Here is a 21,005-nt window from a genome sequence, read left to right as displayed (position 1 = left end):
CACGGCCCATGCAGAAGTTACCGAGGATGATCTGGCCAACGACCAGTCAATTACGACCCAGGTCGTGACAAACGGGATGGGACGCCACTTGCAGCGCTACAGCCCGTTGGACATGCTGAACAAGGACAACGTCAAGAACCTGTTGCCGGCCTGGGCGTTCAGCCTTGGTGGCGAAAAACAGCGCGGGCAGGAAACCCAGGCGCTGATCTATGACGGCATGATGTACATCACCGGATCGTATTCGCGCCTGTATGCGATTGATCTGGAGACCGGCAAAGAGGTCTGGCAATACGATGCGCGCCTGCCCGAGGGCATCCTGCCTTGCTGTGACGTGTTGAATCGGGGTGCCGCCATCTACGGTGACAAGGTGATTTTCGGGACACTTGATGCCCGGATCGTGGCCCTGAACAAAGCCACTGTGACGTTGTGTGGCGTGACAAGATCGCGGATTACAAGGCGGGGTACTCTTACACCTACACTGCGGCTCCGCTGATCGTCGACGGGCTGGTGATCACCGGAAATCCCGGCGGGTATTTCTATGTTCTGAACCGCGAAGACGGCGCCTTTGTGTCGGCCAATCCGTTTGTCAAAGACATAACGTGGACGTCCGGCGTGGATGAGACCGGCCGCCCGATCTTTGTCGAAGACAACCGCCCTGGCGATCCGGCGTCAGCGGCTGATGGCAAGAAGGGTGAAGTGATCTTTGCATCGCCTTCTTTCCTTGGCGGCAAGAACTGGATGCCGATGGCCTTCTCGCAGCGTACCGGTAACTTCTATGTGCCATCGAACGAATGGGGCATGGATATCTGGAACGAGCCGATCTCGTACAAAAAGGGTGCCGCCTATCAGGGCGCAGGCTTTACGATCAAACCAAACTAAGAAGATCACATCGGCTCGCTCAAGGCCATCGACCCGGATACCGGCGACTGGAAATGGGAATACAAGAACGACGCGCCGCTGTGGTCAGGCGTGATGACGACGGCTGGAGGTCTGGTGTTCTTTGGCACGCCCGAAGGTGAGTTTATCGCGCTGGATGACGAAAACTGCGGTCGTTCCAGACCGGCTGGGGCATCGTCGGGCAGCCTGTGACCTGGGAACAGTACGGCGAACAATATGTCTCGATCATTTCGGGCTGGGGCGGCGCGGTTCCTCTGTGGGGTGGTGAGGTGGCCAAGAAGGTCAACTACCTGAACCAGGGCGGCACCTTGTGGACTTTCCGCCTGCCGAAGGAACTGGCTTCGGCTAACTGCCCTAGGACGTAACAAAATCCTGACGCGTGCCCCTGATCCGGGGTGCGCGTTGCTATACGACTTTCCGCCAGTATGCGTGGATTTCATTCGTTGCTAGGATTGGTTAGGCTGGAGACCATTTGAATGCAAAAGGCTATACCAGATGCTTGCTGAATCCGCCGCACGCAATGATTTCGAAAACGTGCTGATCGTTGATGACCATCCATTGTTTTGCGACGCCTTGTCGATGACCCTGCAAAGTGTGGCTCAGATTCGGGAAATCCATACGGCAGACCGGCTGGAAGACGCATTGGATCTGCTGGCAAGTGGGCTGAAACCTGATGCTGTCATGCTGGATCTCAATTTACCGGATGTGGACGGGCTGGATGGCCTTGTCCGCTTGAAGGCTGCCGCAAACGCACCGGTAATCGTGGTGTCGTCGCTGACCGACAACCGCGTCGTCAGCCAGGTGATACAGGCCGGCGCATCGGGCTATGTCCCCAAGCACAGTCAGCGCGACGTGTTCCGTACCGCATTCGAGACCGTGCATGCCGGTGACGTCTTCGTGCCGGAAGGCTGCGTTTTGATCGACACAGAGGAAGACGACGAACACGGCGAAGCGGTCAAGCGACTGGCGACACTGACAAACCAGCAGGCGCGTATCCTGCAACTGATCTGCGAAGGTAAACTGAACAAGCAAATCGCCTATGACCTGTCGATTGCGGAAACGACCGTCAAAGCGCATGTGACCGCAATAATGCGAAAACTGGGTGTCCAAAGCCGCACGCAGGCGGTTCTGATCGCCAAGAAAGCGTCCTTTGCCAGTGTCTTGCAAGATCAAGGCTAGGCGTCATACTCTCACGTCATCGTCGCGCTTTTAGGGAGGAGGCACGATGGACCAAGCAGTCGGGCGGGCAACAGCCCGGGCCCGTACGCCAGGCATCGTCAAAACGGCTTTTGCACGCCACGACACCGGGCAGTCGATCGAGACACTCAGACGCCAGTTGGGTGATGACCCACTTGCGCTTGTCATTCTTTTTGTCAGCCCGAACGCTGATGCACCCGTGGTGATCGCGGATGCCGCGCGCGCCTTTGCGCCGACCCCGATTGTTGGATGCACCACCGCCGGAGAGCTGGCGGATAGTGGGTATTGCGAAGATCAGATCGTCGCGATCGGCCTGCCGCAATCCCATTTCGAAACACGCACGGTTCTTGTTCCGGACCTGAATGAATTCGATTCCGACAGCATCATCAAAGAGATGATCCACAACAGGAACGCGATGATGGCAAGCGCGCCCGAATGGAGCCACGAATTCACGTTCCTGATGATTGACGGGCTGTCGACAAAAGAAGATGAACTGACGTCGGAATTGGCTGTGGGGCTTGGGCCGGTACCATTGTTCGGTGGATCGGCGGGGGATGGAACCAAATTCGGGCGCACATATGTTCTGTATCAGGGACAGGCAAGAAGCAATGCCGCCATACTGACCCAGGTTCGCACGCGGTGTCCGATCAAGGTGTTCAAGACCGATCACCTTCTGCCCACCGCGCGCCGCATGGTGGTGACCAAGGCGGACCCGGCCAAACGCATCGTTCAGGAAATCAATGCCGAACCCGCTGCCCGCGAATACGCCCGCATTCTCGGCAAAGACCCGGAACAGCTCACTACATTCACATTCGCAGCCCATCCGGTCGTTGTGCAAATAGGCGGGCAACACCATGTCCGTGCGATCCAGCAGGTGGCGGGAAACGGCGATCTTGTCTTTTTTTCGGCGATTGACGAAGGCTTGGTCCTGACGCTGGCCGAACCTCGGGACATGGTTGAACACCTACAGGAAGAAATCAGCCTGTTGACCGAGAAGCAGCAACCCGACACCATTTTGGGTTGTGACTGCATTCTTCGCCGGCTGGAGGCCCAGCAAAAGCAGAAGACGCGCGCGATCTCGAACATTCTGTCTCGCAATCACGTGGTCGGTTTCTCGACCTATGGAGAGCAATTCAATTCGATCCATGTGAACCAGACCCTGACCGGTGTGGCGATATATCCGCCCGAGAAAGAGTAAGGCATGATCGAGCATCTCACAGATCCCTCGGACTCACTTGATCGTCAGAACGAGAAGCTCAGGAAAATCGTCGAAGCCCTGATGCGGCGCGTGGAAGAATCCACCAATGCCTCTGGCGCGGCTTATGCTCAGTTCCAACGGGCGGCGGTGCTTGAACAAGAGGTCCGCGCCCGAACGGATGATCTTGAGCGCGCGCTTGAGCTTCTGAATGACTCCAACGCCAGGTTGGCGCAGGCCAACAAGGAAACCGAAGCAGCGCGCGCAGATTTGGCAAATGCGATCGAAACGGTGCAGGAAGGATTCGCCCTGTTCAATCGTGACGAAGAACTGGTGCTGTGTAACAGCCGGTTCGGGATGCATATGCCCGACATTCAGGAACAGCTGAACCCCGGCTTGCGCTTTGCCGACTACGTGGAACTGGTCAGCCAATCCGGGTTCCTGTCCTTGCCAGAGACAATGACCCCGGGGGACTGGGCCAAAAGCCGCCTGGATCGTCACGCAGATGACCACGTGGTGTTCAATGTTCGCCTTTCAGGCAATCGGTGGTCGCAAGTTTCCGAACACCGCACGCCAGACGGGGGCACCGTGATTCTGCAAACCGACGTGACAGACATCATGCGGATCGAACGGCAAGAAAGGGATCGCATTCTGGATGACAAGGCGCGGTTGATCCGCGCCACGCTTGAACATATCGATCAGGGCGTCTGCATCTTTGACAACAAGCACCGCATGATCGGGTGGAACACCCGCGCAAGCGAGCTTTTGGCCATTCCGATCACGCAGTTTCAGATGGGCACGCGGTTTGAAACCCTGTCCAATCGCCTGGGCGACAACATCAGCTTTCAGAAAGGCATAACCGAGGCGGATCTGCTGGATTGGGTCAGCCGACCAACCTATCGCCGCCCCCTTCAGTTCCAGATGCATCGGGGGCGATCGAAAATCCTGTCGGTCTTTGCCCAGGAAATGCCGGACCGGGGCTTTGTGATTTCCTTTACCGATGTAACTGCGGAGCGGAAGTCTGCTGAGGCTTTGTACGAAGCCAAGGAAATGCTGGAACAACGTGTGGCGTCTCGCACAATGGAGCTTGCGGATGCGCTGAACGAGGCTGAACGGGCGAATGCGTCAAAATCGCGTTTTGTGGCTGCCGCCAGCCATGACCTGTTGCAACCTCTGTCTGCGGCAAAACTCTATGTTGCGTCACTGGGCAGCGGTTTGGACAAAGACACAGCGCAGACCGTCGCAGCAAAAGCAGAAAGCGCCCTGAACAGTGTCGAACACATTCTCGAAGCCCTGCTGGACATCTCAAAGCTGGATTCCGGGCGGGCCAAGGCGCATCTGTCCACGGTGTCGGTGGGCGAACTTTTCTTGCAGATGGAAGACGCCTTCAAGCCCGTCGCCCAGGCCAAAGGTCTGAAATTGCGTTTTGTCGACACAAAGGCTCTGGTCACAAGCGATGCCAGTTACCTTCGGCGGATATTGCAGAATCTGCTGTCAAACGCGATCCGGTACACCGAGACCGGCAAAGTTCTTGTTGGTGTCAGGCATCGCAAGAACGCAATTGCCTTGGAGGTCTGGGACACGGGCATCGGCATAGCATCAGACCAAAGAGATATCGTGTTTCAGGAATTTCAGCGCCTGCATTCGGATGCCAGCGCTGCCGAAGGCATGGGGTTGGGTCTTGCGATTGTCGAGCGGGCCTGCGGGTTGCTTCAACATCCCATCCAGCTGTTTTCCGAAGTTGGAAAGGGAACGGGGTTTTCGGTCGAAATACCTTTGGCCCGGGCAAAACCAGAGGTTTCTCTCTGCTCTTCAGTGGTACAAAAACCAAACTCGAATGTGCTGGGCAACACCGTCGCCCTGTTGATCGAAAACGATGAAAACCTGCGCGGCGCCTTGACCATGACCATCGAATCCTGGGGCGTCGAAGTTCTTGAATGCGAAAGCGAAAGCGAAGCGATTGGCCTTCTGCGCGAAATAGGCATCCTGCCAGATTTTGTTGTCGCAGACTATCAATTGAACAACGGGAAAACAGGGACGGACGCCATGCGTGCCCTGACGGATGAATTCGGGCATTTGCCTGGCTGCATTATTTCAGCCAATCGATCACAAGAGCTTGTCCAGCAGTGCAAACAAGCAAAGCTGCCGCTGTTCTACAAACCGATAGATGCGCAACAGCTCAAATCGACGCTGGAGGCCTCTGTTGCGCGCAGCATCTGAGTTCTTCCGGTTGTCGCCTGCGTCACAGTGCGGTCGCGTGTCTTTCAGAAATCTTCCGTCCGCGGGTTCGCGTTGGTCTGATCCAGCATCGATACAACTTCCGCCTTCCACCCCGCTTTTATTTTCAGCGCCAATTGCGACGGAGGGCGGTGATCCGGCGACAGGATGGCGTATTCGTATCTGAGGGGGTCCTTGAAAGGCAGGAATACCACACGGCCATGCGAGATGTTCAGTTTCCGTTCCGTCGCAACGGTCAACGGATCGACAATCGAGCAGCACTGCCCCGATCCAACAAACGGAATGAGCGGAAGAAAATACTGGCACGTCACACTTGGTTTGTAAGTGGCTGAAACCATCTGAAAAGCGCGCTGAACTTTTTTCTGGAAAGGGTGGGTGTCGTACAGTCCACCCATTGGCACATCATCGAGATCCGAAATCGTCAAAGCCTTTTCTTGCGCCAACGGATTGTCCCGATCCATTGCGCAAAAGCAATCTCCGCTGATGATCTCTGCCGTGAATTGCGGCTTCTTTCCGACCGGGTGTTCGAAATCAGCAAACCCGAAATCAATGTTCTGAGTGCCAGCAAGTTCCATTATCTGGGGCGAGCTGCGGGTTGACAGCGTAACCCGAATGTCCGGATTTCCGCCAACCGAGCGGCTGATGAAATTCGGAAAGGCAAAAATGGACGGTCCCGGCATGGCGGCAATGTTCAGGTTGCCTGAACTTCCTTTAAGAAGCCCGTGCATCGTGCTGGAAACCGTTGATAATCTGTCCAGTATCCCAGTGGTTTCCGCCAACAGGTAATGCGCCTCGGGCACCGGGATCAAACGCCGGCCTTTTCGTTCGAACAGGGTCAGTCCAAGACTTCTTTCCAGGTTCTTGATTGCCAGGCTGATCGCCGGTTGTGTCCGGTTCAGCTTCTTTGCGGTCTGAGAGATGGACCCGGTTTCCATCACCTCACGAAAAACAGTCAATTGAGCAAGGTTCATGCCCAAAGCATAAGCTAAACTTTCGTTTTGTTAAATATAACAAATTTGTTTTTATGCTAAAATTGCATAGGCTGAACGGATCAGAATTCGGACAAACCGAATCCAATGATCCACAACTGGGAGCTTACGATGAGATTGATGAAATGCCTGACGGGTTTGGCTTTGGCGGGTGCATTGGCTGCACCGGCGCTTGCACAGGACCCAACCTTTTTCCGCATCGGCACCGGCGGTGCGGGCGGCACTTATTTCCCGATCGGCGGGACCATCGCCAACGGAATTTCGGCCCCTCCGGGCTCACGCCCCTGCGAAGAGGGCGGCCAATGCGGTGTGCCCGGGCTGATCGCGATCGCGCAGTCGACAACTGCGTCGGTCTTCAACAATGCCGCCGTGCAAAACGGCGAGCTTGAGGCTGGTCTGGCCGCGGCTGATGTAACCCGTTCGATGTATCTGGGTGAGGGCAAGTTTGAAGGCAAACCCCACCCGAAGCTGCGCATCGTCGCAAACCTGTTCCCGGAAGACCTGCACCTGGTTCTTCCCGCAGGCCAGACGATCAACGATCTGAGTGACCTCAAAGGCAAGCGCGTTGGTATCGCGCAGGCCGGTTCGGGCACGCAGGTGGCCGTGTTGCAAATGCTGGAAGCATGGGGCGTCAACCGTGACAATATGGATGAGGCCGAGTTGAACAACAGTCAGAGCGCCGAACGTCTGGCCGATGGCCAACTTGACGCCTATTTCTACGCGGCGGGCTGGCCGGTTGCCGCAATGGTGCAGCTGTCTTCGACCAAGGGCATGAACCTGCATTCCTTCAGCGATGAAGACTTGGCAAAGATCAACGAGATCATTCCTGCCTATATCCCGTCCGCTATCCCGGGGGGTGTATATGAAGGCATCGATTCCGAAACCAAGACCCCTGCGGTAAGCGCGATGCTGGTCGTGTCATCGGATCTGTCCGAAGACCTAGTCTATCAGCTGACCAAGGCCCTGTGGAACGACAACACGCGCAAGCTGCTGGACAACGGCCACGCAAAGGGCAAGCAGATCACGCCTGATACCGCCCTCGACGGTGTCGAGGCGCTGGGTGTTCCGCTGCATCCGGGTGCCGAGAAGTTCTATAAAGAAGCCGGTCTTCTTCAATAACCACACCTGACTGAAACCTGTCGTCGGTGCCCCGGTCGGGGCACCGCACTCTGGAATCATGCGAAATCGGGGGGCCATCATGTCCGAGACCCAGAAACTTGATGACCACGAACTGACGGCCGAGGAACTTGCGGCCATCGAAGAACAGTTCGACGAAGGCGCCGCTGTCCGGCAGGTCACGCCCACGGCAGGCAAGGTGTTGCGTGTCGTCGCCCTGATCTTTGCATTCTACGAATTCTTCACGGCTGGTTTCGGCCTGCCTGCCGACCACTGGCATATGGGCATCTATCTGGCTCTGCTGTTCATTCTGGTCTACGCCACGATCCCGATTGTCGGAGCCAAAAGCCTCTATGCTCTCAAAGTCAGTCGTTTCCGCGTCGGCAACGTCCCTCTCTATGATCTGGTCTTCATGGCGCTTGGCATCATCGCCGCGCTTTACGTGGGTTTCGCCTGGCGCGGCATACCGTTCCTGGGGATCGAGGAACAAACCTTCCGCATGGGCAACCCAAACAGCTATGATGTAATCCTCGGCGTCATCATCATCCTTCTGGTACTGGACATCGCGCGCCGCACGCTGGGTTGGGTGCTGCCGCTGATTATCTGCGTATTCATTTCATACGCGCTGCTGGGCCCCTATTTTCCCGGGTTGCTTCAACATCCGGGCGTGAACTTCAAAACCTTCGTATCGTCAATGTACTTCCCGCAGGAAGGAATCTATGGCGTGACGCTTTGGGTCGTTTCGACCATCGTGTTCCATTTTGTCCTGTTCGGCGTGATCGCTCAGCGAACCGGGCTTGGGCAACTGTTCATTGACAACGCAACCATTTTGGCGGGCCGCTATACGGGCGGCCCGGCCAAAGTGTCGGTGGTATCCTCGGCCTTCTTCGGCACGATCTCGGGCTCTTCGGTGGCCAACACCGTTTCGACCGGCGCGCTGACAATTCCCAACATGAAGCGCCTTGGATACCCCGGTCACTTTGCGGGCGGGGTCGAGGCCGCGTCTTCGGCTGGCGGCCAGATCACACCGCCCATCATGGGCGCTGCGGCCTTCATCATGGCCGAGTTCCTCGAGGTGCCTTATACCACCATCGTGATCGCTGCGATCTTCCCGGCGCTCCTGCATTATGTCGGCGTCTTTGCCGTGGTGCATCTGATGGCGCGCAAGCTGAACCTGCAAGGTCTGGCGAAAGAGCAATTGCCGCAACTCAAGGCCGTCTGGGCCGAAGGCTGGGCCAATATCGTGCCGCTGATCGGTCTGCTGGTAGTTTTGTTCACTGGATACACGCCCTTCATGTCGGCCTTCTGTGGCATATCGCTGGCGGTGATCGCGGGCATGTCGCGGATCAAACAGCCGCCAACTCTGATCTACGCAGCGGCGTTTCTTGCGTTCGTGCTTTGGAAGTTCTCCGACGGTGGGTTCGACCTGTCCATGACCGCGATTCTGTGCGGATTGTCGGTTATCGCCACGCTGAACCCGCAGAAACGGGTCGAAGTACCCGAGATGCTGGCCGCGGTCGAACTTGGGGTAAAGTACTCGCTGGCCGTGGGGGCCGCTGCCGCCGCGGTGGGTATCGTGGTGGGTGTGATCAACACCACCGGTATCGGTTTCCGCATCGGATTCATGGTGACACAGGGTGCGGGCAATCTGGCATCCGATCTCTACAACATGATCTCGTTCGGCAGTTTCCAACTGTTTGCAATGGAAGACCTGCAACTGTTTATCTCGCTGGTTTTCATTGCCATCGTCTGCATTCTGATGGGGGCCGGCATTCCGACCACCGCACTGTACATCATGCTCGTTTCGGTCGCGCAGCCTGCGCTGGCGCAGTTGGGGGTTCCACCCATCGCCAGCCATCTGTTCGTGCTGTATTACGGCGTGGTCTCCGAGATCACACCTCCGGTCTGCACTTCGGCCTATGCCGCCGCAGCGATTGCGAATTCCAACCCGTTCCGCACCGGTCTGTCCGCCTTTACGCTGGGACTGGGCAAGGTGATCGCGCCGATGGCGTTCGTCTATGCGCCGGTTTTGCTGTTCGTGTCTTCCACAGGGTTCGATCTTTGGGAATTCACCTATACCGCCGCCAGCTGTATTGCCGGTGTCATCGCGCTTTCGGCGGCGGTCGTGGGGTATTGGTTGCAGCCACTCAACCTCGTGTCGCGCATCCTGATGGTCGTTGCCGGGATTATCTTCGTTGCGCCCACGCTGACGGCTGACCTGATCGCTTTGGCGGTGGCGTCTCCTGTCATTGTCACACAGTTGATCGCCCGCAGCCGAATTCAAGCAACGATCTGACATGCCTGAACAAGTGACCATCATCGGCGCCGGGATCGTCGGTCTGTGCTGTGCGCTCTCGTTGCAGGAGCGCGGTATTGCCGTGCGTCTGATCGACCGTGGAGATCCGGGGCAGGAGACATCGTTCGGCAATGCCGGTGTCGTCTCGCCCTGGTCGGTCATTCCACAGTCCACGCCCGGCATCTGGAAAACGATCCCTCGGATGCTGCTGGATCCGAAAAGCGCGTTGACCGTCAGGCCTGCGTTCTGGCCCAGGATGATACCCTGGGGCCTGAGGTTCCTGAAGACTTCGAGCGAGAAATCCGTACGCAATATCTCGGACGCAATGGAGTTGTTGTGCCGCCCATCGGTAGATCTGTACCGAAGACATCTGCAAAATACCGGGCACGAAGACCTTATTGTTGATTCCAATTATATCCACGCGTTTCGCAACCCGGATCAGGCTGACCTGAAAGAACTGGGATATCTGATCCGGCAGGAAAAAGGCGGACGGCTTGAGCGGATCGGCGGGCCAGAGCTGCGCCGGATCGAACCCGCTTTATCCAGGGATTTCAAAGCAGCGATCCTGATCAAAGGGCAGGCGCGGGTTACCTCACCCGGCCGGGTTGGCGAGGTTTTGGCCGACAAGGCCCGTCGACAAGGCGCCGAGTTCGTGCGGACAGAAGTCAATGAAATAAAGCGCACCGAAGACGGCCAATGGCATTTGACCTCGCCGACCGGCACGATCCACGCCGATACTGTCGTGTTGGCCGCCGGGGTTTGGTCTGCCGGGTTGCTGAAACCTTTGGGTTTGCCCGTGCCACTGGTGGCCGAGCGTGGATACCATGTCCAATTCCCGACCCCCTCTGCCAGCCTGGAAAACTCGGTGATGGACGTGGACGCCAAGGTGGTGGCCAGTTCGATGCAGGACGGTTTGCGTGTGGCCGGTACGGCCGAATTCGGCAGCATCGACGCGCCGCCGGATCCTCGCAAACAGTCACTTCTGACCGCACAGGCCCGCGCAATGATGCCGGATCTGAACACCTCGGACACGCAGTTCTGGATGGGTCGACGCCCGTCTTTTCCCGACAGTTTGCCGGCGATTGGTCCGGTTGAGGGGCACAAGGGCCTGTTCACCGCCTTTGGTCATTCCCATTACGGTTTGATGATGGCCCCCAAAACAGGTGAGCTGGTGGCTGACCTGGTGTCAGGGCAACGCCTCAACATCCCGTTGGATTCATTCGCCTTGTCGCGATTTTAACGCGCAACAACCACCGTTTCGAAGAAGGATTGCCCCATTATGCCGATCTACCAGGGTGGACAGAATATCTGCGGAGCCTCAATCGGCGTTTTGTGTCTGGAAAGCTATTTCCCCAAACCGCCCGGTCATATCAAGAACCCTTCCAGCCTTCCGTTCCCCGTGCTGTACGAGATGATAGATGGCGTCACGGTGCCAACGCTGCTGAACAACCCGACACCTGATCTGCTGAACCCATTCATACAAGGCGCGCAACGGCTTGAGGCTGAAGGCGTTCGCGCCATTACCGGAAGTTGCGGGTTTCTCGCCCTGTTCCAAAAAGAGTTGGCCGCGGCCGTATCGGTGCCAGTCTTCGCTTCGAGCCTGATACAGGTGCCATTGGCCTTTCACATGACCGGGGCCAGCGCACCGGTCGGGGTGATTACAGCGGATTCATCAGCGCTGACACAACGTCATTTCGAAGGCGTTGGGGCGGGGGGCGTTCCGGTGGCCGTGCAGGGTCTGGAACACACCAGCGAGTTTGCCGAAGTCATCCTGCGCAACACGCGCACCCGTATGGATACTGATCTTATCGAGGCCGAAGTGCTGGACGCTGCGCGCAGGCTGAAGCGCGATACGCCTGAAATACGCTCGGTGGTATTGGAATGCACGGATCTTCCGCCTTATGCAAACCGCATTCAGGAAGACCTGAAACTGCCGGTCTTTGACCTGACGACGCTGGCGCAAATGGCGCATAACGCAAGCGCGCGCACCGGGTATTGCGGGTTGATGCCGTGGAGTTGAGGCCGTCGCACGCTGGTAGTGTCCAAGAAATGCCAAATAGCCGCAAAAACAGTGGCTACCTGCTGATGCCTTTCGACGGACCGGTACAAGGGACTTCCCCTTGCTGAAACGGCTGGTTAAGAAGCCCTTCCACTGCCGTTTCAGGAGGCCCCCTTGGATCGTATCGCCCGCACCATAGCCACCGAGATCAACGCACGTTCCGATCAGGTCGGTGCTGCGATCAATCTTTTGGATGACGGAGCGACGGTTCCCTTTGTCGCCCGCTATCGGAAGGAAGCAACCGGTGGGTTGGACGACACCCAATTGCGCCTTCTGTCCGAGCGATTGACCTATCTGCGTGAGCTTGAGGCACGGCGGGAAACCATCCTGAAGTCGATAAAAGAACAGGGAAAGCTGACCGAAGATCTGAGCAATTCGATAGCTCGGGCCGAAACCAAGGCACAGCTGGAAGACATCTATCTGCCTTACAGGCCCAAGCGGCGCACCAAGGCGATGATCGCGCGCGAAAACGGGCTGGAACCCCTGGTCGAAGCCATTCTGGCCGATCGCGATGCGGACCCGGAAACACTGGCCGGGGCATATCTGAGCGAAACCGTTGCCACCCCTCGTGACGCGCTGAACGGCGCGCGCGACATTCTGACCGAACGATTGACGGAAAACGCGACATTGCTGGGTGAATTGCGGGCCTTCATGCAGCGCGAGGCGCTGCTCAGCGCCAGGGTTATCGACGGGAAGGAAAAGGAAGGCGCCAAGTTCAGCGATTACTTTGACCATTCCGAGCGTTGGGCGGATGTTCCATCGCACAGGGCATTGGCAATGCTGCGGGCGTCAAAAGAGGGCATTGTTTCACTTGATATCGCGCCGGAACCGGAGTTCGGGGCAGCCCGGGCCGAGACCATCGTGGCCGTACATTTGCAGACACGCGGCAATGGGCCGGGTGATGCCTGGTTGCGCAAAGTTGCCGGGTGGACTTGGCGGGTCAAGCTTTCGCTGTCCATGATGGTCGAATTGATGGCCGATCTGCGCAGCCGTGCGCAGGACGAGGCAATTCAGGTCTTTTCACGGAACCTCAAGGACTTGCTGTTTGCTGCTCCGGCAGGTGCCAAGGCCACTTTGGGCCTTGATCCCGGCATCCGCACCGGCGTGAAAGCGGCGGTGGTTGACGCAACGGGCAAGGTCGTGGCCACTGATACGCTCTATCCCTTTCAACCCAAAAACGATTTGCGCGGGGCGCAGGCGACCATCCTCAATCTGATCTCGGCCCACCAGATCGAGCTGATCGCCATCGGAAACGGAACCGCGAGCCGAGAAACCGAACGGTTGGTTGCAGATACGCTGGCTCTGCTGCCCAAGACGGTAAAAGCGCCAACCAAGGTGGTTGTGTCCGAAGCCGGTGCCTCGGTCTATTCCGCGTCTGAACTGGCAGCGCGAGAGTTTCCCGATCTGGATGTCTCGCTGCGCGGGGCGGTGTCCATCGCCCGGCGATTGCAGGACCCATTGGCGGAACTGGTCAAAATCGAACCGAAATCCATTGGCGTCGGTCAATACCAGCATGACGTTGACCAGCACCGCCTGTCGCAATCCCTGGATTCCGCGATCGAGGATGTCGTGAACGCGGTCGGGGTTGACCTGAACACAGCCTCTGCACCTTTGCTTGCCCGTGTGTCTGGGCTGGGCCCGGCGCAAGCCGAAGCCATCGTCGCCCATCGCGATCTGAACGGACCGTTCCAATCGCGAAAGGACCTGTTGTCCGTCGCAGGCTTGGGTCCGCGTGCCTTCGAACAATGCGCCGGGTTTCTTCGCATAAGGGACGGCGCCGAACCGCTTGATGCGTCGTCGGTGCACCCCGAAGCCTATGAAGTCGCCCGCCGCGTCGTGTCCGCCTGCGGGCGGGATATCAGGCACATCATGGGCCATGAGGGGGCCTTGAAAGGGTTGCGGGCACAACAATTCGTAACCGAAGATTTCGGCCTGCCCACGGTTCTTGATATCTTTGCCGAGCTCGAGAAACCCGGACGGGATCCGCGACCCAGTTTTGTCACGGCCAGTTTCGCGGATGGCATCGAAGAGATAACCGATCTGAAGCCCGGAATGGTTCTTGAGGGCACCGTGACAAACGTGGCGGCCTTTGGGGCATTTGTGGATGTGGGCGTTCATCAGGACGGTCTGGTTCATGTCAGCCAGCTCGCGGACCGCTTCGTCAAGGATCCGCATGAGGTCGTCAAGGCCGGGCAAGTCGTGAAAGTGCGCGTGGTCGAGGTGGATGTGCCCAGAAAGCGGATCGGTCTTTCGATGCGCAAACAGGGCGGCGGCGGAAAGCGGCGCGCCTGATCTGCGATCTGCACATTATCCGGGCGTCACGACATAAAGGCGTTACCCACCGGAAATAGCGTGCAGACCGATACGGGCAGCCAGCATGCGTTGTTTTCATTGTGCGCTGAACTGGGTATCAGCAAGAGAGTTCACAGCGTCGCCAAACCGATCGAAACAGAAACGAAAGCTCATGCAGTACCACAACAAGCCATACAACAAGCTTCAGGTCGGTGATACCGCCGAGTTGGTCCGCACGTGCTCGGTCGATGATTTCTATGTGTTCGCCAACAATTCGGGCAATCACAATCCTCTCCATCTGGCCAGCGAAGACGGCGACGGCGACCACATCAACGAAGCGGTTGCCCCTGCCATGTTCGTGGGGGCCCTGATCTCGGCCGTTTTGGGGAACGTTCTGCCGGGGGCAGGGACGCTTTACAAATCGCAATGCTTTGACTTTGTGGAAAGGGCGCATGCCGGTGATGAACTGGTCTCCAAAGTCACCGTTCTGGAAAAGCGACCAAACCGGGAGGTTGTCTTTGACACGGTCGTTACGCGCCCATCGGACGGTGCCGTGATCGTCAGCGGGCAGGCCGTCGTGATCGCGCCGGAGAAAGAGATGGTGTTTGCCGAGTTGGATTTGCCTGGGCTGGTGGTGAAACGTCATCGTCATTTTGATGCCATGCTGGAAAAGGTACGCCCGCTGCCGCCTATGCCGACTGCTGTTGTGGCTCCGGAAGAGCCCAATGCCCTGGGTGGGGCGCTGTTGGCCGCGCATGAGACGATCATCACACCCATTCTGATCGGTGACCCGGACAAGATCGCGAACGCTGCCGCCGAAATCGGAGCATCGTTGGATGGGATCGAAATCATACCGCAGAGCGATCATTTCAGCGCGGCCAACACGGCGGTCGATCTTGTTGCGGAAGGTCGAGCAAAGGCGCTGATGAAAGGGCATCTGCATACCGACGAACTGTTAAAAGCCGCGCTCAGGCGCGAGAAAGGCCTGAGCACCGGTCGCCGCTTTACCCATGTCTTTGTCATGGACGTGCCCGGACAACCCAGACCACTCTTGGTGACGGATGCTGCGATCAATATCGAACCCGATCTGGAAACCAAGATTGATATTGTCCAGAACGCAATCGACCTGGCCCTGTCTCTGGGGATCGAAAACCCCAGGGCGGGTATTCTTTCTGCAATCGAAACCGTCAATCCGGCGATCCGATCCTCGGTTGATGCGGCTTTGCTGTCGAAAATGGCGGAACGCGGTCAGATCACGGGCGGGCTTGTTGACGGCCCTCTGGCCATGGACAATGCCGTCAGCCTTGCGGCTGCACGTTCCAAAGGGATTGTGTCGGATGTCGCGGGCAAAACCGATATTCTGGTGGTGCCCAATCTGGATGCCGGGAACATGATGGCCAAGCAACTGACCTACATAGCCAATGCAGAAGGGGCCGGTGTGGTCATGGGGGCCAAAGCGCCCATCATTTTGACCAGCCGTGCCGATGACGACAAAGCCCGGCTGGCTTCCTGCGCCGTGGCAGCCCTGCACGACGCCTTCTCACTTTCACGCACCGGAGCACCCGCATGACACATGTCGTGACACTGAACGCTGGATCGTCTTCGATGAAATTTGGCCTGTTTGAACTAACCGATGACGATCCGATCATGGTGTGCACCGGGGCGGTCGAGCGGATTGGGGAACAGGAACCGCTTGTCAAGGCAAAGTCTTCCGACGGAAGTGTCCTTGCCAGCGGCACCGCCGGAGAAATTAGTGATCACGCCGCAGCCCTGGACTGGGTATTGAACCTGCTTGCGCGCTCATTTCCGAACAGCGACGTGACTGCGGTCGGGCATCGTGTTGTCCATGGTGGACCTGACATTGACGCTCCTGTGCCATTGACCAAAGCTTCCATTCAAGAACTGGACAAGCTGTCCCCGTTCGCGCCTTTGCATCAGCCGCACAATCTGGCCGGGGCCAGGGCGGCGATGGAACGTTTTCCGAACGCGGTTCAGATTGCCTGTTTCGATACGGCCTTTCACCGCAATCACCCCTGGGAGAACGACGTTTTCGCCTTGCCGCGCGAGTATTACGACAAAGGTGTTCGGCGTTATGGCTTTCACGGGCTCAGCTATGAATACATATCGGATCACATGGCAAAAACAGCGCCGCTTCTGCACGAAGGGCGCGTGGTCGTGGCCCATCTGGGCAATGGTGCATCGATGTGTGCGATGATCGGAGGGCGGTCAGTGGGCTCGACCATGGGGTTTTCGGCCCTGGACGGGCTGCCGATGGGTTCGCGCTGTGGTCAACTGGATCCCGGCGTGGTCCTGTATCTGATGGATCAGGAAGGGCTGAGCGCTGACGAAATCTCGGACCTGTTGTTCCGGAAGTCGGGGTTGTTGGGCCTTTCCGGGCTGTCCAACGACATGCGTACCCTGGAAAAGGCGGACACACGCGAAAGCCGTCAGGCGATCAGCTATTTCACTTTCCGTATTCGGCGCGAGCTTGGCGCCATGGCGGCCATTCTCGGGGGAATCGATGCCTTGGTGTTCACCGGTGGGATCGGGGAAAACTCGCGTCTTGTGCGTGACCGGGTTTGCTCAGGGATGGGATGGCTGGGCATCGAACTGAATCCCGACGCAAATGCGGACAATGACCGGATCATTTCAACCGATCTGTCACGCGTCGTGGTCATGGCAATCCCGACCAATGAAGAACTGGTCATTGCCCGTGCAGCGGCAGATCTGTTGGCCAAACGCCCTCGGCTCAGAACTGCCTAGCGACCTACGTCTCGACATAGGTCCAGCGGTAGGCAGGCGGAGTCGGTCCCTTGTTCCGGCCGCCTTGCTGCATCTGTTCCCACGCATGGGCCAGAATGCCAACAGATCTGGATAGGCAGAAGAGACCGCGTGCCAATGGGGGCGCAAAGCCCAACTCGGCATAGATCACCGCGGTGGCACCATCAATGTTCATAGGAACGGGCTTCCCCTTGCGCCGGGCCAGTTCTGCCTCGATCGCCTGCCCGATCCGCATAAACTGACCATCACAAGCCCCGTCCTTCACAGCATCACGGACCAACGCCATCAGACGTGGTGCGCGCGGATCCGTTGGCGTGTGGAAACGATGGCCAAAACCCGGCAAGATCTTTCCTTCGCTCTTGATCCACTCGTCCAGCGTTTGATCCAACCGGCCAGGATGTTGCGCCACGAAATGGTACAGCATAACTGCTTGCTCACCCGCCCCGCCGTGAATATCCCCCAACATGTTCACGGCACTCGCCATCGCATTGTTCAGCGGCAGCCCACAAGTCACGGCCATGCGCGCCGTTGCGATGGAGGGCGCCTGAGGTCCATGGTCCACGGCGGCGACCAACGCGGCCTCGAACAACCGGGCCTGCGCGCCAGATGGTCGGTCGCCACGAACCATGAACCAGATCATTTCCGCGAAGCTGAGATGTCCGATCAGATTCTGGATCGGCTCTCCGCGCAGGTCGATCCGTCCAGGTTCCATATCGATGATGGAAGTCGTCCACCAATCGGATACATCGCTCATATGATGCCTTCCTTGCTCAAGGCGTCAATTTCCGCGCCGGATAGACCAATTTCAGACCAGATCGCACTGTTGTCCGCCCCGAGCTGTGGTGGTGCGGTGCGCGGCATGTGCCGTTCGCCGTCCATGACAATGGGGCTGCCTGCAAGTTTCATGTCTTCGCCCTGCACCTTCAAAGACCCGATCAGGCCGCGACCAGCTAGCTGTTCGTCATCAAGCGCCTCGGGCACGGTCAATACCTGCCCGGTTGGCACTCCGATTGCGTTGAGTTCGCGTACCCAGTCTGAGGCCGCTCTGGTCCGCAGACTTTCCTCCAGCGTCGCACGCAGGGCGTGGCGATTGCGCTTGCGGTCTTCGCGTGTTTCGTAGTCCGGGTGATCCAGCAGGTCTTGTCGTCCCAGATGCCGGGCCAGCGCCTGCCACTGCTCATCGCGGTTGGCGGCAATGTTGATGAGGCCATCAGAGGTTGCAAATGTTCCCGACGGCGCTGACGTTGTGTTTTCGTTGCCATGGGCTTTCGGAGTGACACCACCGACCAGATAGTTCGATACGACCCAACCCATTGTCGAGATCACAGCCTCGGACATCGCCACATCCAGATAGGCACCGCGAGGGTCTGCGTTCAGGGCGGCAGAAACCGCGAACGCGGCCGTCATCCCTCCGACCGTGTCCGCCAATGGATAGCCAACGCGATAGGGCGCAGTGTCTGGTCCCCCGGTGACGGACATGAGGCCACTGATGCCCTGCACGATCTGGTCATATGCCGGATCGCCTCGGCGGGGACCATCCTGTCCGAACCCGCTTATGGCGCAGTAAATCAGGTTGGGGTTCACGTCGCGCAGGACGCAATATCCAAGTCCAAGCCGATCCATCACACCGGGGCGAAAATTCTCCACCAAAACATCCGCGGTCTGGACAAGGCGTTTCAGAAGCGCCTTGCCCTGTTCTGATTTCATGTTGAGCGTGATGGACTTTTTTTCAGCATTCTGCGCGAGAAAACTGACGCCCATACCGGCCTTGTTTCTGGCAGGATCAGCACCCAGGACGCGGGCAAGGTCGCCGCCATCAGGGCGCTCGACCTTGATCACTTCAGCGCCCATGAGGGCCAGTTGATAACAGCAATACGGACCCGCGAGGACATTCGTCAGATCGAGAACCCGTATTCCGGCCAGCGGCTCAGTCACCTTCGGCGACCCCTGCGGCCCGGGCACGCGCGCGGCGTGCGCGATAGCTGGGAAGAAGCACCAATAGCGCTGCGATAACCAGAAGACCCAGCGTCATTGGACGCTCCCAGATAAAGGCGATGCCGTCATAAAGCTGCATCGACCGGGCGAAGTTGTCCTCCATCATGCCACCAAGGATGAAACCGATCAGCAGCGGCGCCAGCGGGTAGTCGGCAAATTTCAACGCCGTGGCGCAAACACCGAAGCCAACAAGTATCAAAAGCTCGGTCGCATTGTTCTGCCCGATATAGGCCCCCATCAGGGTGAAGAACAAAATGAAGGGGATCAGGTAATTGCGCGGAACCGAGAGAACCTTGGCGATATATGGGATCAGCGGCAGGTTCAGGATCAGCAGGACAAGGTTGCCAATGAACATTGACATGATCACGGCCCAGAATATCTGCGGCTCGTCCAGCATCAGGCGTGGGCCAGGTGTCACGTTCAGGGCGATCAAAGCGCCAAGCAGGATCGCGGTGGTGCCGGACCCGGGAATGCCCAGTGTCAGCAGCGGCACGAAAGAACCGGTACATGCCGCATTGTTCGCCGTTTCGGGCGCAGCCAGACCTTTTATTGATCCTTTGCCGAATTCTTCCTGTTCCTCTTTCGGGGCAATGTTTCGCTCGACCGCGTAGCCGAGGAAGCTGGCAATCGTTGCCCCCGCACCGGGAAGAACCCCGATGAAGAAGCCCTGTACAGATTGGCGGCCGATCACCGGCGCGATGGCCTTGGCTTCACGGCCTGTGATGCGCAGGTCCTTGATCTCACCGTCATCCCCCTGAAGGTTCTTTGGTTTGAGCACCAGAAACAGCGCTTCGGGCAAGGCGAACATGGCCATGGCAAGCGTGATGAAGCCAAAGCCCGATTGCAGGTCCATGATACCCATGGTGAAACGCGGCAGGTTGAACAATGCACCTTCACCGACCGTTGCCATGATCAATCCAACAAGCGTCATGATGACGGCTTTGGCCACTTGGCCGGTGCCTGCGAAGGCAGCGATAGCGGACAGGCCCACGACCATAAGCGCGAAATACTCGGCCGAGTGGAACAGCAGTGCCACCGAAGACAGAGCAGGGGCAAATACCATCAACAAAATGGCCCCGATCGTACCGCCGGCAAAACTTGCAATAGCTGCAACAGTCAATGCTTTGCCCGCTTTGCCCTGGCGGGCCATCGGATAGCCGTCGAAACTGGACGCAACAGTGCCCGCGACCCCCGGCGCATTAAGAAGGATCGAAGAGGTCGAACCGCCAAAGATGGCGCCGTAATACACACCGGCCAGCAGGATCAGCGCTGCGGACGGGTCGCCCATGGAAATCGCGACCGGGATCATGATGGCAATGATCGACATCGGCCCAAGACCCGGAAGCATGCCGATGAACGTGCCGATCAGGCACCCTGCGATCACCATCAGCAGGTTTTGAATTGAGAAGGCCGTTTGCAGGCCGATCAGAAGTCCTTCGAGCATGTCAGCCTCCGAAAAAGCCCGGCAATGGGCGCATGTAGATGCCAAGAACTTCCTGAACCAGATACCAGACCGCGCCGGTGGCGATCAGCGCGACGAGCAGCATGACGTGCCATTTGCGCTCACCCAGAATGAAAGACCCGAGGATCAGAAAGGCCGAAGTCGAGATCAGAAACCCGACGGGGCGCAGGCAAAGCGCGTAGACGACCATCAAGGCCAGTAGCATAAGCGCCTGATCAAGATGGTATTCTCCCAACCGCCGATAATCGATATCGGCTTCCTTTGGTTCCGTCTTTTCAAAGCCCAGCAAAATGATCGTGGTGGTGATGATACCCAGAACCGACAGCACTTTGGGGAAGGTACTGGGCCAAATTGGGTTTCTCTGCATGAAAGGGGGCAGGCTGCCGTCCATCGTGAACCAAGCCGCACAGCCATATGTCAAACACACACCCAGAAGAATGAGTGCGATCCAGCGATCCAGCGCCATGAGACCCCCTCCTTGTTCTTGT

At 57.9% G+C, this 21,005-nt stretch carries 15 protein-coding genes and 1 pseudogene; 11 read left to right on the top strand and 5 right to left on the bottom strand.

The annotated features are described in order from the left end of the window. Positions 1-28: 28 nt before the first annotated feature. From AC2FF8_RS11455 to AC2FF8_RS11440, 4 genes and pseudogenes are all read left to right on the top strand, one after another. Positions 29-1,262: pseudogene (locus AC2FF8_RS11455) on the top strand (outer membrane protein assembly factor BamB family protein); the annotation flags it as partial. Between the two features lie 130 nt (positions 1,263-1,392). Continuing rightward, entirely contained in the window at positions 1,393-2,076 is a 684-nt protein-coding gene (locus tag AC2FF8_RS11450) for a response regulator (protein WP_425079575.1), read from the top strand. 46 nt (positions 2,077-2,122) lie between these two features. Further along, positions 2,123-3,292, top strand: coding sequence for an FIST N-terminal domain-containing protein (locus tag AC2FF8_RS11445; RefSeq protein WP_496879741.1), 1,170 nt, complete (start codon positions 2,123-2,125; stop codon positions 3,290-3,292). A gap of 3 nt (positions 3,293-3,295) precedes the next feature. Next, the gene (locus tag AC2FF8_RS11440; protein WP_496873295.1) at positions 3,296-5,509 is read left to right on the top strand and encodes a hybrid sensor histidine kinase/response regulator; all 2,214 of its coding nucleotides are present in this window, start codon (positions 3,296-3,298) and stop codon (positions 5,507-5,509) included. A gap of 44 nt (positions 5,510-5,553) precedes the next feature. Here the strand turns inward: AC2FF8_RS11440 and AC2FF8_RS11435 are convergent, their stop codons facing one another. Continuing rightward, complete coding sequence (locus tag AC2FF8_RS11435; RefSeq protein ID WP_170345435.1) at positions 5,554-6,498, bottom strand: LysR family transcriptional regulator; 945 nt, start codon at positions 6,496-6,498, stop codon at positions 5,554-5,556. A 129-nt stretch (positions 6,499-6,627) separates the two neighbouring features. Here AC2FF8_RS11435 and AC2FF8_RS11430 point away from each other — a divergent pair, with 129 nt between their 5' ends. From AC2FF8_RS11430 to AC2FF8_RS11400, 7 genes are all read left to right on the top strand, one after another. After that, entirely contained in the window at positions 6,628-7,635 is a 1,008-nt protein-coding gene (locus AC2FF8_RS11430; RefSeq protein WP_171119318.1) for a TAXI family TRAP transporter solute-binding subunit, read from the top strand. A 79-nt stretch (positions 7,636-7,714) separates the two neighbouring features. Beyond that, on the top strand, positions 7,715-9,928 hold the full coding sequence (locus tag AC2FF8_RS11425; RefSeq protein ID WP_496879740.1) for a TRAP transporter permease: 2,214 nt from the start codon (positions 7,715-7,717) through the stop codon (positions 9,926-9,928). 1 nt (position 9,929) lies between these two features. Continuing rightward, positions 9,930-11,168, top strand: coding sequence for an NAD(P)/FAD-dependent oxidoreductase (locus tag AC2FF8_RS11420; protein WP_496879739.1), 1,239 nt, complete (start codon positions 9,930-9,932; stop codon positions 11,166-11,168). Positions 11,169-11,207: 39 nt separating this feature from the next. Beyond that, a complete protein-coding gene (locus AC2FF8_RS11415; RefSeq protein WP_496879738.1) occupies positions 11,208-11,948 on the top strand; it encodes an aspartate/glutamate racemase family protein in 741 nt (246 codons plus the stop codon). A gap of 153 nt (positions 11,949-12,101) precedes the next feature. Then, positions 12,102-14,279, top strand: coding sequence for a Tex family protein (locus tag AC2FF8_RS11410; protein WP_496879737.1), 2,178 nt, complete (start codon positions 12,102-12,104; stop codon positions 14,277-14,279). A gap of 172 nt (positions 14,280-14,451) precedes the next feature. Beyond that, positions 14,452-15,849 carry a bifunctional enoyl-CoA hydratase/phosphate acetyltransferase gene (locus tag AC2FF8_RS11405; protein ID WP_496879736.1) on the top strand — a complete coding sequence of 466 codons (1,398 nt, stop codon included), beginning with the start codon at positions 14,452-14,454 and terminating at the stop codon, positions 15,847-15,849. Further along, positions 15,846-17,042 carry an acetate/propionate family kinase gene (locus AC2FF8_RS11400; RefSeq protein ID WP_257600928.1) on the top strand — a complete coding sequence of 399 codons (1,197 nt, stop codon included), beginning with the start codon at positions 15,846-15,848 and terminating at the stop codon, positions 17,040-17,042. Before AC2FF8_RS11405 ends, AC2FF8_RS11400 begins: the two co-directional genes overlap by 4 nt. Before the next feature lie 4 nt (positions 17,043-17,046). On the opposite strand, the gene AC2FF8_RS11395 is transcribed toward AC2FF8_RS11400, so the two are convergent. The 4 genes from AC2FF8_RS11395 to AC2FF8_RS11380 are packed head-to-tail and all read right to left on the bottom strand — an operon-like array spanning position 17,047 to position 20,983. Then, entirely contained in the window at positions 17,047-17,814 is a 768-nt protein-coding gene (locus AC2FF8_RS11395; RefSeq protein ID WP_496879735.1) for a citryl-CoA lyase, read from the bottom strand. Beyond that, positions 17,811-18,995, bottom strand: coding sequence for a CaiB/BaiF CoA transferase family protein (locus tag AC2FF8_RS11390; RefSeq protein ID WP_496879734.1), 1,185 nt, complete (start codon positions 18,993-18,995; stop codon positions 17,811-17,813). Before AC2FF8_RS11390 ends, AC2FF8_RS11395 begins: the two co-directional genes overlap by 4 nt. Further along, complete coding sequence (locus AC2FF8_RS11385; RefSeq protein WP_496879733.1) at positions 18,988-20,499, bottom strand: tripartite tricarboxylate transporter permease; 1,512 nt, start codon at positions 20,497-20,499, stop codon at positions 18,988-18,990. Before AC2FF8_RS11385 ends, AC2FF8_RS11390 begins: the two co-directional genes overlap by 8 nt. 1 nt (position 20,500) lies before the next feature. Further along, positions 20,501-20,983 (bottom strand): tripartite tricarboxylate transporter TctB family protein, encoded by a 483-nt coding sequence (locus AC2FF8_RS11380; RefSeq protein ID WP_496879732.1) that lies wholly within the window; start codon positions 20,981-20,983, stop codon positions 20,501-20,503. Positions 20,984-21,005 lie beyond the last annotated feature (22 nt).

It is taken from the genome of Ruegeria sp. YTSA144, from assembly GCF_059610125.1.
The sequence above is the reverse complement of the archived record's forward strand: the minus strand, read 5'-3'. Positions and strand labels throughout refer to the sequence as shown.